A 12,023-nucleotide genomic window follows, 5' to 3' on the forward strand; every position below is an offset into this window, starting at 1 on the left:
CATCCCCTGTTCAGGCAGTTAATCTTTATCGATACGACTGGCGACCGCGCCCTGCTGCCCTTTGTATTTCGCGTCTTCGCGGCGGTTATAGGGACGCGCGGCGGGGCCGGAAAGCGGCTCGAAGCTCAGCGCGCCGATCAGCATACCCGGACGCAGCGCCAGCGGCAGCTTCCCTGAATTATAGAACTCCAGCACGATTCGGCCCTGCCAGCCCGGATCGATACGGTGAGCGGTCACGTGAACCATCAGGCCCAGACGCGCCAGCGAGGAGCGCCCGTCGAGCCAGCCGACCAGATCGTCAGGCAGCGTCACCGACTCCAGCGTCACCGCCAGCGCCAGCTCGCCCGGATGCAGGAAGAACGCCTCCCCTTCCGGCAGCACAATCTCATCGCTCATCACCCGGTCGAGCGCGGCGCTGACCTCATGTTTAGGGCCGCTCAGATCGATAAAAGCCGCGGTATGCCCGCGGAAAGTCCGAAACTGATTGCCGAGCCGCACATCAACGGTCGCGCCGTTGATGCGCTCGACCGGTGGACGCGGCGTAATCGCCAGCTTGCCGTTGTCGAGCCAGGCTTCAATATCGCGATCGCATAATCTCATCGCTGGTTACTCCTCTGCGTCAGCGCGGACGGCCTTATTCAAAGAACTGGTTGATTTTCGCTTTCAGAATATCGATGGCAATGCGGTTCTTGCCGCCGCGCGGCACGATAATGTCCGCATACTGCTTTGACGGCTCGATAAACTGCAGGAACATCGGACGCACGGTTTTTTGATACTGCGCCATCACCGAATCCATGGAGCGGCCGCGTTCGTTGACATCGCGCTTCATGCGGCGCATCAGGCAGATGTCCAGCGGCGTATCGACAAAAATAGAGAAGTTCATCTCTTCGCGCAGGCGCGCGTCGGTCAGCAGCAGAATGCCTTCAAGGATAATCACCTTTTTCGGCTTCAGATGAATGGTTTCCTGGGTGCGGGTATGCTCAACGTAGCTGTATACCGGCAGCTCGATATGCTGACCCGACTTTAACGCCTGCAGATGCTGCAACAGCAGATCGTGATCCATGGCGCTCGGGTGGTCATAGTTGGTTTTAACCCGCTCTTCCATAGTGAGATGGCTTTGGTCTTTGTAGTAACTGTCTTCAGGAATCACGCCGATATGCTCATCGCCCACCTGATCGCGGATTTCGCGATAGAGCGTGCTGGCGATTAAACTTTTTCCTGATGCGGATGCGCCTGCGATACCTACAATGACGCATTGATGGGACTTGTCAGTCATAAAATTAAAGACCTGATTACTGTGTGACGTGTCGGCCTCGGCGATGTGAAAACATCATCCTGAGCGTTCAGCCAGATATTGAGAGGGTTAACTGGCGGCAATTATAGGGAGATCGCTGATACGATGCCAGAAAAAAGCGGCGCGGCGCGTACGCGCTGGCGGCGGCGCGTTCGGAATGCGCGCTTTTCAGACTTTCTCCTTTGGCGCTATCGCGTTTCACCGATAAACTGCTGCGCGTGCGTGACCTCTCACTTTTTGGTGGCAGCGTAGCGACGCCCCCTTCCGCCAGGCGGCGAAAGGCATATTCATAAACAAAAAGGTTGGCTATGTCCTGGAGAACGATCACCTATTTTGGCGACAGCATGTTGCTGATCCCCACAGCAATCCTTATCGCGCTGATCCTGCCGTGGAAAAGCGACAAACGTCACACCCTCTGGTGCTGGGTGCTGGCCTTCGGCCTGGCGGGCCTGGTGGTCAGCGTGTCGAAAATCCTCTTTATGGGCTTCGGCATCGGCAGCGCGCGCTTTAACTTCACCGGCTTTAGCGGCCACAGCGCGATGTCCGCCACCCTCTGGCCGGTGCTGCTCTGGCTGCTGTCGGGCCGCCTGCCCGCCTTCTGGCGCGGCGTCGCGGTGACGCTCGGCTATATGGTGCCGCTGATGGTCGGCGCTTCGCGCCTGGTGCTGCTGGCGCACTCCAAAAGTGAAGTCGCCACCGGCCTGCTGCTGGGCTTTACCCTCAGCACGCTGTTCCTGATTTCGCAGCGTCATACCCAGCTTAAAGGGTTTAGCCTGCCGCAGCTTAGCGCGGCGCTGGTGCTGCCGCTGATTATTATGGGACACGGGCGCATCGCCACCACGCAAAACTTCCTTGAGCATCTTTCCGCTAACATCGCCGGGCTGGAGAAGCCCTGGACGCGAGCCGACCTGCTGAATCAACGCCAACCCGGCTATCAATCGTTTGAATAACGTCGCTATTTCTGCTGTTGCCAATGGGTCAGGTTAGCCGCCCTGTGCTAGCATCACAAAAGTGATATCACGCCTGCCCAGCCTCCGCTGGCAGGCAAGCCGGACTCGTGGATGACTACCGATACCTTTTCGCCCGCGCAAAACGCTCCCTTTTCGCTCAGGCCTGCGCTGCTGCTGGGCCTGCTGTGCTTTTTCGCCTCGCTGTTTTGCCTGGAGCTGTCGGCGTTCGATAACCCGATCTCGCCGATCTGGTACGCTACCGCCATTATGACGATGACGGTTTTCCGTTGCCGCGACCGTTCACTGGCGCTGTGGCTGGCGGCCTGCCTTATCGGCACGCTGTGTGCCAACCTGCTGATGTTCGGCCCTCGCTGGGGGCTGCTCGCCTTCTCGCTGATTAATCTGCTGCAGGGTATTTTGGGCGGCCTGCTGCTGCGTATGCTGCTGCGCGCCGAGGCGCCGCTCGGCTCGCTGCTAAGCTGGTGCAAAATGGTGGTGGCGGCCGGCATGCTGATGCCGCTGCTGGGCGGGCTGATGGCGACCTGGTGGCTGCATATCATCGGCGGCGCGCCTGACCTGCACTTTTTCTCCACCTGGGTGCTGTCGGAGATCATCGGCATGCTGGCGCTGGGGCCGGTCTGCCTGCTGTGGCAATCGGGCTACCTGCGTCAGCAGGCGCAGCAGCAGGCCCTGCTGGAGCCGCTGGCGACGCTGGCCGTTTCGCTGCTGCTCTGCTGCCTGGCGCTGCGCTTTTTGCCCTGGCCCTTTACCTTTGTCATTGTCATTCTGTTTTGGGTGGCGGTACGCCTGCCGCGGCTCGACGCCTTTTTCGTCTTTTTCGCCAATGTTTCGCTGATGTCGCTGATGCTGGCGCTTAATCTGATTGAGCTACGCGCCGCCAGCCCCGCTTTTATCATCACCGCCCCCTGGCTCCCTTTTCTGCTGGTGCTGATCCCCAGCCATATTATGACGCTGGTCATGTTCTCGTTTCGCGAGGAGAAAAAGCATATCAGCGAAAGCGAGCAGCGTTTTCGCAACGCCATGGAGTATTCCGCCATCGGCATGGCGCTGGTCACGCCGCAGGGGAAATGGCTGCAGGTAAACCAGGCGCTGTGCCGCCTGCTCGGCTATCCGCCGCACCATCTGCAGCAGATGAGCTGGCAGCAGATCACCTGGCCTGACGATCTCGCCGCCGACCTGCAGCAGGCGGAGAGCCTGCTGCGCGGCGAGCAAAACTACTACACGCTGGAAAAACGTTATATCCGTCAGGATGGCGAAGCGGTCTGGGTGCTGCAGGCGGTATCGCTGATGCGCGACGTGGATGGCCATCCGCTCTACTTTATTTCACAAATTGAAGATATCAGCGATCTCAAGCAGAGCGAGGCGGAAAACCAACGGCTGATGGAGCGCATCACGCTGGCGAACGAAGCGGGCGGCATCGGCGTCTGGGAGTGGGATGTCACCCATGACGTGATGAGCTGGGATAAGCGGATGTTCGCCATCTACGAGCTGGAGCCCACCGATCGCCCCACCTATGAATTCTGGCTCGCGCGGCTGCATCCCGACGATCGCGCCATGGCGGAGGAAGCGGTGCGGCGCGCACTGGAAGAGAGCGTACCCTTTACCATGGATTGCCGCATTCTTACCCGCAACGGCATCCGCTATATTCGTACCCAGGCGGAAAGCCTGCTTAATGAAGAGGGTGCCATCGCCCGTATGCTGGGCATCAATCAGGATGTCACCGAGCTGCGCATGCTGACCGAAGCGCTCTATCAGGAAAAAGAGCGTATGCACATTACGCTGGACGCGATTGGCGAAGCGGTGATCAGCACCGACGAAGAGCTGCGCGTCACCTTTATGAACCCGATAGCGGAACAGATGAGCGGCTGGACGCAGGAGCAGGCGGAAGGCAAGCCCGTCGGCGATATTCTGCGCATCACTCATGGCGCGCAGGGGCCGGAAATGGAGAACATTCTGCGCAGCAATCTGCCGCAGGCGGCGGCCGTGACCGATCTCGACCGCGACCTGATCCTGCATAACGCCAACGGCGAGCAGTTTGCCATTCACTACAGCCTGACGCCGCTGACCACCCTGACGGGCGAAAGCATCGGCAGCGTGCTGGTGATTCAGGATGTCAGCGAATCGCGTGAAATGCTGAAACGTCTGCACTACAGCGCCTCGCACGATATGCTGACGCGGCTGCCTAACCGCGCCAGCTTCGAGCATCAGCTGAAGCGGCTGCTGCTTGCCGCCGCGGAACAGCAGCATGTGCTGGCGTTTATCGATCTCGATCGCTTCAAGGCGGTGAACGATAGCGCCGGCCACGCTGCCGGCGACGCGCTGCTGCGCGAGCTGGCGGAAATGATGGGCCACCTGCTGCGCGGCAACGATTTCCTGGCGCGCCTCGGCGGTGACGAATTCGGCCTGCTGCTGCCCGACTGCGGCATCGATGACGCGCGCAAAGTGGTGCAGCGCATCGTCACCGCCATCAACGACCACCGTTTCCTGTGGGAAGGTAAGCTGCATCGTATCGGCGCCAGCGCCGGCCTGACGCTAATCAGCGCCCATAATTGCCAGAGCAGCGAGGTGCTGGCGCAGGCGGATCTCGCCTGCTACAACGCCAAGCACAACGGCCGCGGACAGCTGTCGGTATATGAAACGCGCCTGCAGCAGCGGCAGGATTTTGCGCTCTCGCATGACGATATGGTCAAACTGATCGAGCAGCCAATGCGCTGGCAGGCCTGGGCGGTCTCCGCGCCGCATACGCCACAGTCGGCGAACTTCCATCTGCTGCAGCCGCGCCTCACCGACAGTCAGGGACATGAGATTGATGTTGAAGCGTTCCGCGCCAGTCTGAGTGATGAGACGCTATGCGAGCGGCTCGACCGCGCCCTGCTCGACAGTTTTTTCAGTCGCCACGCCTCGGGCGTCTCCCATAAGGCGCTGAATGTCGTGCTGCCGCTGTCAGGCGAAGGGCTGCTTAATCCGCGCACGCTAAACCAGCTGCTTGAGCAGCTCGCCGCCGGGCCGCTGCGCGGCGAGCTGGTGACTATCAGCCTCGAAGCCAGCGCGCTGCTCAATCATGTCGACGCGCTGCATCCGGCGCTGCGGCAGCTGCGGCAGCTGGGCTGCCGCATACTGCTGCGCCATTTCGGCCGCAATCTGGAGGCGTTCGATCATCTGCCGCAGGCGGATATCGATTTTCTGCAGCTGGCGCCCGATCTGATCGCCAATGTGCATTTCAGCCTGATGGATGAAATGCTGGTTTCAATTATTCATGGCCAGGCGCAGCGGCTGAATATCGCTACCGTCGCCGGGCCGGTGGAGCTGCCGATCGCGCTGACGGCGCTGGCGAGCATCGGCATCGAGGCTGTCTGGGGCACGGCGGTCAACGGCGGTGAGCCGCTGGGCGCGCTGCTGGAGAACAGCTTTTTCGCCATTAAATAGTCCCGGCCGCACAATCACACGCGAAACATTTGCCAGTGCCGATCGGCTCGGGTAAAGTCACCCCCTTTTTTTGCTGAGGGGATATTCTGTGTTTATCGGTTTCGATTACGGAACGGCTAACTGTTCTGTTGCGGTGGTTGAAAATGGCGCGCCACGGCTGCTCAAACTGGAAAAGGATTCTCCTTATCTGCCTTCAATGCTTTGCGGCCCGACGCGCGAAGCGATCAGCGAATGGCTGTTTCGCCATCATCAGGTACCGACGCCTGAGGCGGAAAATCAGGCGCTGCTGCGGCGCGCCATCGCCTTCAACCGCGACGAAGATATCGACGTTACGCCCGGCAGTGTCCACTTTGGCCTTGATGCGCTGGCGCAATATATGACCGACCCTGAAGAGGTCTGGTTCGTTAAATCCCCAAAATCGTTCCTCGGCGCCAGCGGCCTTAAGCCGCAGCAGATCGCCCTGTTTGAAGATCTGGTCTGCGCCATGATGCTGCATATTCGCCAGACGGCGGAGCAGCAGCTGGAGAGCGCTATCGATCAGGCGGTGATCGGCCGGCCGGTCAACTTCCAGGGGCTGGGCGGCACAGAGGCGAACCGGCAGGCACAGGGCATTCTGGCGCGCGCTGCCAGCCGCGCCGGCTTCCGCGACGTGATATTTCAGTTTGAGCCGGTGGCCGCCGGCCTCGATTTCGAAGCGACGCTCAATGAAGAAAAACGGGTGCTGGTCGTGGATATCGGCGGCGGCACCACCGACTGCAGTATGGTGCTGATGGGCCCGCAGTGGCGCAACAGTGCCGATCGCGCCAGCAGCCTGCTGGGGCACAGCGGCTGCCGCGTCGGCGGCAACGATCTGGATATTGCGCTGGCCTATAAAGAGCTGATGCCGCTGCTGGGGCTGGGTGGCGAAACGCAGAAAGGCACCGCCCTGCCCGCGCTACCGTGGTGGAATGCAGTAGCGATTAACGACGTGCCGGCGCAGAGCGAGTTTTACTCCGCTGCCTGCCGCAAGCTGCTGCAGGATCTGATCCGCGACGCCCGTGAGCCGCAGAAAGTACAGCGTCTGTTGAAAGTCTGGCAGCAGCGTCTCAGCTATCGTCTGGTGCGCGCGGCGGAAGAGAGCAAAATTGCCCTTACCGATCGGCCAGAGGTGAATACCGCGCTGGCGTTTATCGAAGCGGAGCTGGCGACGGATGTCGATCGCGCCGGGCTGGAAGCGGCGATCGCCGCGCCGATAGAGCGCATTCAGGAGCAGGTGAGGCTGGCGCTGGAAACCAGCGGCACCACGCCGGATATGATCTATCTCACCGGCGGCAGCGCGCGCTCGCCGCTGCTGCGCCAGGCGCTGCAGCAGCAGCTGCCGACCATTCCGCTGGCGACCGGCGACGATTTCGGCTCCGTAACCGCCGGGCTGGCGCGCTGGGCGCAGATCAGCTTCGGCTAAACAAAAACGGTAGCCTGCCTGAGGCGGGCTACCGCTAATCTTCTCCTGTCGGGCGTATAGTCTGTAGGCTCGGCACGGCCGATCGGGCGGTTTTGCTCACGCCTCCCGCTTTCGTCCGCCGATCGCCTCATCAGGTAAAACGACCCACCTCATCATTCATGATGTTCTTGATGAGCTTAATTAGCTCATCGCGTTTGGTTGAGGTTGAAGCGCGCTTCTCACCGGTGCAATTATCCGCCCAGTATTTCACCCGGCTGGCACTAATGGTGGTAGAGATATAGTAAAACTCCACCACCGAGGCGTTCGTTTCCGGCCGCGCCAGAATACCCTGCTCTATTTTTTCGCACAGTTTGTAGCTTTCCAGCCATTTTTTGGTAACTTTGGCGGGCTCAGCACTGTCGTCGCCGTCAGAGAGCAAGATGAATATCTTGCGTTTATTTATGCCTTTCATCATCACCGGCACCGAGCGGATCAGACCGGAAGAGAGATGCGTATAACCCTGCGCCTCCATATGCTGAAACTGATCCAGCACAGCCTGGTCATTGGTCAACTCAATCAGCCACGCTCGCACCTTAGCACGGGTAAAATCATTGTTGATCTGATGGTGGTTCCAGCCCCCCTGATGGCACATATGGCTGTAGGCGCGATAGTTATAATCGTCCATCGGCCCCCAGACCATAGGAAAAGTAATGATCGCCTCGTCAGAAAACATCTTTTCCAGGGTCGCCTCATAATCTATCGCCTCGTCATGCTCAATAGTGAGCGCTGTACCCTGCTTCTGCTGCACCTTGTAGGCTTTATCGTATTCTGCGTAGATAATTTGCTGTGATGCAGGAGAAAAAATATCGCTATAGGGAAACTCGGGGCTTTTACAGGAATATTCAAACCGGCCTACCGTGCCTCCCCACTTTGTATTTTTTAAGCACCACTTTGCGCGCATTTGCGCCAGCGTCATTGCCGGCTGGCCAGAGCTGACAAAGTAGTAATAATAGTGATAGCGCCAGTAATCCATATGGTAGTGGCGATACCCCCAACTCTTATCCGCCGTTAGCGCCTTATCGGCCCAGAATAGATAATTAATATCGTAGCCGGGCTTGGGCACAAACAGCACTGAGCAGCCAGGCACCTCGCCGCCGCGTTCATTTGTTATCGGCAGCTTAACGGTGACGCCAGTGCTGAAAGGCACAAGAGCGATGCGGCTATTGCTGTTATTTTCCAGTACGAATCTGGACACGCTGTCCACCACCTCTTTCAGCAGCTTTATGCCGGCTCCCTGCTGCGACGTGGAGAAATCGACGACAAAAACGATATCAGCGGGTTTGGCGCTGGCTTTGATAACCTGACCGCCCTGAAAGTTAAAAGTGAAATCCTTATCCGCCTCGCCGCCGACATAGAGCGTGGAAGGAAGGAGAAAAGGAAAATTCACTGTGGCGGAGACGCGATAGCGCATACGTTTTTCACGCGATCCTGCAGACTCATCGACACTGATAAAAGCGCTGTCAATCACCTTGCCGGTCGGCGCATAGTAGCGCATAAACTGGTCAATAGTGGCTTGTGCCTGTAGCCGGTCGCTCTCTTCGTTATTCACCAGCCCGGCTGCGGCGACGGCCAGCGTTGCTTCCGACGCGGCATCGGCAATACGCGCTTTTTTTATCATCATATGGGCACTGTTCAGCCCCAGTGCCAGCAACGCCAGCATCGTCGGCAACATAATGGCAAAAGGTATGATGATCCCGCCCCTCTCGTTGCCAATAAAGCGACTAACCATCCTTGTGATTACAGACATGAGCGGATCTCCTGTGCCCGTGTAATATGACGTTCCGGATAAATGCGTTTGGCCCTGATGCAGAACAGCGCTGGCAGCGCCATAGGGCGATACTTTTCCGCCCAGATGCCCTGCGTATCCTTGATATGATGCGCGGCCCCCGCAGTCTGCGCGGTGAGTACGTTGATATCGACAATAACCACTTCGATGCGTTTACTGAGCGTTTTGCTGTGATAAAGCTGATCGTCAATCTCGCGCGCCAGGGCATTATGCGGCGGTTCGGCGGAGTTGATAAAAATCACTGCCTTCGCCCCTTCTCTCCGGCCGGCGGCCAGGGTATCTGCCGTTATCAGAGCCATAGCCAGCAGCAGACCATATTTAAACCCGCCGACGGATGGAAACAGGCTGACCGGCATGCCGCTCCGGTTAACGCGCCAGAACAACATTGGAAACCGTTACCCAGGCCGGCAGTACCTGGATGTTGTTCAGTAACTTATGCAGTGTGCTTTCTGGCGCCGGCACGCTCAGGGTAACCTGATAGAGAGGGAGCCAGCGGCCGCGTATCGTCAGCGGCGACATCGCGGCGAACTGGGTTAAGGGTGTATTCACCACGGGACACCGACTGCCGTTTACGCTGAAGGTTTGGTGCAGCGCGACCTTACGTTCTTTAGTGTTGTCCTGAAAGCTGAGCGACTCGACGGTCAGACAGAGCTGGCTACGATATTGCTCTCCTAACATCACCGCAGCCAGATCGGCAAGCTGGTTTGCCTGCGCCTGAGAAAGGGTTTCATCGGTGTTATAAAGCGCGCCGCGCTCACGAAACACGGAGGATAAAGCGTAATTGATACGCTCGATTTTACTTTGCCATGCAAAATAAAAACCGTACTCCAGCGAAGCGGTCAGAATCACCACCACCAGCGGAAGAATAAAGGCCGCTTCAATATAAATACTGCCACGTGTCGACAGCAGCGTTTGTTTCAGGCGCCGCATCAGGTCTCTGCCGTTACGAAACATAAATTTGCGATTCCTGTATATAGACCAGCTTACGGTTAAGGCCGGATCGCAGGTTATTTATCAGCTTCTCTACGGCCGGGATATTGATATTAAATAGCAGTGGCCGGTACTGATAATTGGCCTGATAGATGGCCAGCACTTTCTTTTCAGATATGCTTTTGCTGCATTGCTGATTAACCGCCTGTTTTAGCGTACTGCAGAAGCTTACCGATACCGTCAGTTTTTCCGGCTCGATAAACATTGACCATAAATAGCGCTGCTGTGCGATATTTTTCTGGAATAATGCCGGGTAGTTAATGGATTTTTCTTCAGAGGCGCGCGCCGTTTCCCGGGCGGCCTCGGATAGGGTCAAATCGATAGCCGTGGAGATAAACACATAGCGGTTTACCTCATAAATCATAAAGAACAGCAGAATGAAGACCGGGAAAATAAACGCGAACTCCAGCGATATAACGCCCTGCTCATCCCTGATTTTCTGGCGTAGTGTTGCCATGATAGATCCTCGAATTGACTATTACGTGACTACTGGCTTTGAATGCGGAACAGCTTCGCTACCAGCAGACCGGGGTTCTTTTTATATCCGCTCTGCTTAACGATTTGTTTGGCATAGTTAAGATCGCCGGTTTTAACCAGCGCAAAGGTCAGGTTATGCATCAGCTGCTCCTCCTGATAACCGCGCAGGTATATCGGCAACAGCAGCTGTACCGCGGTATGATAGCGCTTCTCCAGAATATGAATGACCGCAATATTATTGACCACGTTCTCCTCGTGATAAAAAGCGTTCCGCGCCTGCTCAAAGTTTTCCAGCGCCGCTTTAAAATTTCCCGTCTCCGCCTGAATAACGCCTTTCAGATTTAACGCCTCGCCATGATTGCGCTGTTTTAGCAACGCCATATCCACAAAGCGCAGTGCGCTTGGGTATTTTTCCTGTGCGGCGAGGTTTTTACTTTGCAGCAGATAGGCCTCTATGCCCGGCTGGGTTTCCAGCAGCTTTTTCAGATAATAAAGCGAAGCATCGTAATCTTTCATCAGATAATAATATTGCGCCAGCTGCAGCCTGACCTCGGGATCTTCATTTTTTTGCAATTCATCGCGCTTGAGTTTAATCAGCGCCGAATAGTTATGTGCCTGCGTCAGCACTTTTTCATTGTTTTCCGCTACCCGGTAAGTTTTGCCGCCACGCAACAGACCGTCCTGACAGCCCTGCAGCAAACAGCTCAGGGTGATAATAAGAATACAGCGGTTAATTTTTCGCTTATACATTGGCTAAAACCCTCATAACGCCTGGCGCCGCGACGATCACCACGACGGGAATCATAAAAAACAGAATCAACGGCACGCTCATTTTCGCCCCCAGCTTGCCGATATGCTCTTCAATGGTGAGCAGCTGAACCTCGCGGATTTCGCGCGACAGCTCAATCAGCTGGTCATACATTGAGGACCCGTACTGCAGGCTCTGCTCCAGCATGGCGCACAGCATGCGCGTCTCCTTGCCGGGGATCTCCTGATAGAACTGCTTCAGGGCCGGGCTTAGCCCGCCCACCTCGGCGCGACGCACCAGCCGCTGCAGAAAGGGGGCGAAGTCAGGATTGATGCCGGTCATCTTCTGGCTCAGGAAAACAAAGGCCTGATCGATGGTCATGCCGCACTGCACGCTGACCGCCAGCAGATCGACCAGCCAGGGCAGCTCTGCGCTCAGCTTTTTCACCCGCCGTTTCACAAAAGCCGCACGCAGCATACCGGGCAAAATAATAGCGGCGACCAGTATCACAATGCCGAACAGCGCCAGGTTCTCGCGGCTGATTTCCAGAGCGAATAAGAAATTAGCGCCGACGACCATGGCAGTCAGTAGCCCCGCCAGGCCCATTTTATAATGAAGGCTGCCGTCGATGCGGCGATAGAGGTTCAGCAGGCCACTCTCCTTCTGCAGCACCAGCTCCGCCTCGTGATGTTGTTTCAGCTGCTGAATGCTGTTTTTTTCCGCCGTCGCGATCTGCGCGATATTGATGCTGCGGTGAAGCAGCGTCTGTCGCTGTTTTTTCTGCATGATGGAAAAAATCAGCAGCGCCAGCGCCATGACCATGACAACGGCAATAATACGTATAGCCATGG

11 protein-coding genes are annotated in these 12,023 nt (G+C 57.2%); 3 read left to right on the plus strand and 8 right to left on the minus strand.

Going from position 1 to position 12,023, the window contains the following annotated elements; genetic code table 11:
• Nucleotides 1-18 precede the first annotated feature (18 nt).
• The gene (gene dcd, locus C2E15_RS13575; RefSeq protein WP_038625271.1) at nt 19-600 is read right to left on the minus strand and encodes a dCTP deaminase; all 582 of its coding nucleotides are present in this window, start codon (nt 598-600) and stop codon (nt 19-21) included.
• 34 nt (nt 601-634) lie between these two features.
• Nucleotides 635-1,276 carry a uridine kinase gene (udk, locus tag C2E15_RS13580; protein ID WP_038629943.1) on the minus strand — a complete coding sequence of 214 codons (642 nt, stop codon included), beginning with the start codon at nt 1,274-1,276 and terminating at the stop codon, nt 635-637.
• Between the two features lie 326 nt (nt 1,277-1,602).
• On the opposite strand from udk, the gene C2E15_RS13585 reads away from it, so the two are divergent.
• The 3 genes from C2E15_RS13585 to yegD all read left to right on the plus strand — a co-directional run bounded on the left by C2E15_RS13585 (nt 1,603) and on the right by yegD (nt 7,132).
• Nucleotides 1,603-2,244, plus strand: coding sequence for a phosphatase PAP2 family protein (locus C2E15_RS13585; RefSeq protein ID WP_104957844.1), 642 nt, complete (start codon nt 1,603-1,605; stop codon nt 2,242-2,244).
• A gap of 111 nt (nt 2,245-2,355) precedes the next feature.
• On the plus strand, nt 2,356-5,691 hold the full coding sequence (locus C2E15_RS13590; RefSeq protein ID WP_104957845.1) for a diguanylate cyclase: 3,336 nt from the start codon (nt 2,356-2,358) through the stop codon (nt 5,689-5,691).
• Between the two features lie 88 nt (nt 5,692-5,779).
• Nucleotides 5,780-7,132, plus strand: coding sequence for a molecular chaperone (yegD, locus tag C2E15_RS13595; RefSeq protein ID WP_104957846.1), 1,353 nt, complete (start codon nt 5,780-5,782; stop codon nt 7,130-7,132).
• Nucleotides 7,133-7,262: 130 nt separating this feature from the next.
• Here the strand turns inward: yegD and C2E15_RS13600 are convergent, their stop codons facing one another.
• Genes C2E15_RS13600 through C2E15_RS13625 form a run of 6 tightly spaced genes read right to left on the minus strand, consistent with a single transcriptional unit; the run spans nt 7,263 to nt 12,021 of the window.
• Nucleotides 7,263-8,918 (minus strand): TadE/TadG family type IV pilus assembly protein, encoded by a 1,656-nt coding sequence (locus C2E15_RS13600; protein ID WP_146108553.1) that lies wholly within the window; start codon nt 8,916-8,918, stop codon nt 7,263-7,265.
• A complete protein-coding gene (locus C2E15_RS13605) occupies nt 8,909-9,343 on the minus strand; it encodes a hypothetical protein (RefSeq protein ID WP_146108554.1) in 435 nt (144 codons plus the stop codon). Before C2E15_RS13605 ends, C2E15_RS13600 begins: the two co-directional genes overlap by 10 nt.
• On the minus strand, nt 9,324-9,911 hold the full coding sequence (tadF, locus tag C2E15_RS13610) for a tight adherence pilus pseudopilin TadF (RefSeq protein WP_104957849.1): 588 nt from the start codon (nt 9,909-9,911) through the stop codon (nt 9,324-9,326). The genes C2E15_RS13605 and tadF overlap by 20 nt, the downstream gene beginning before the upstream one ends.
• Entirely contained in the window at nt 9,901-10,404 is a 504-nt protein-coding gene (locus C2E15_RS13615; protein WP_104957850.1) for a TadE/TadG family type IV pilus assembly protein, read from the minus strand. Before C2E15_RS13615 ends, tadF begins: the two co-directional genes overlap by 11 nt.
• Before the next feature lie 29 nt (nt 10,405-10,433).
• Nucleotides 10,434-11,174, minus strand: coding sequence for a tetratricopeptide repeat protein (locus tag C2E15_RS13620; protein WP_104957851.1), 741 nt, complete (start codon nt 11,172-11,174; stop codon nt 10,434-10,436).
• On the minus strand, nt 11,167-12,021 hold the full coding sequence (locus C2E15_RS13625; protein ID WP_104957852.1) for a type II secretion system F family protein: 855 nt from the start codon (nt 12,019-12,021) through the stop codon (nt 11,167-11,169). The genes C2E15_RS13620 and C2E15_RS13625 overlap by 8 nt, the downstream gene beginning before the upstream one ends.
• Nucleotides 12,022-12,023: the final 2 nt, after the last annotated feature.

This window comes from Mixta gaviniae (assembly GCF_002953195.1).
In the GTDB taxonomy this organism is placed as follows: domain Bacteria; phylum Pseudomonadota; class Gammaproteobacteria; order Enterobacterales; family Enterobacteriaceae; genus Mixta; species Mixta gaviniae.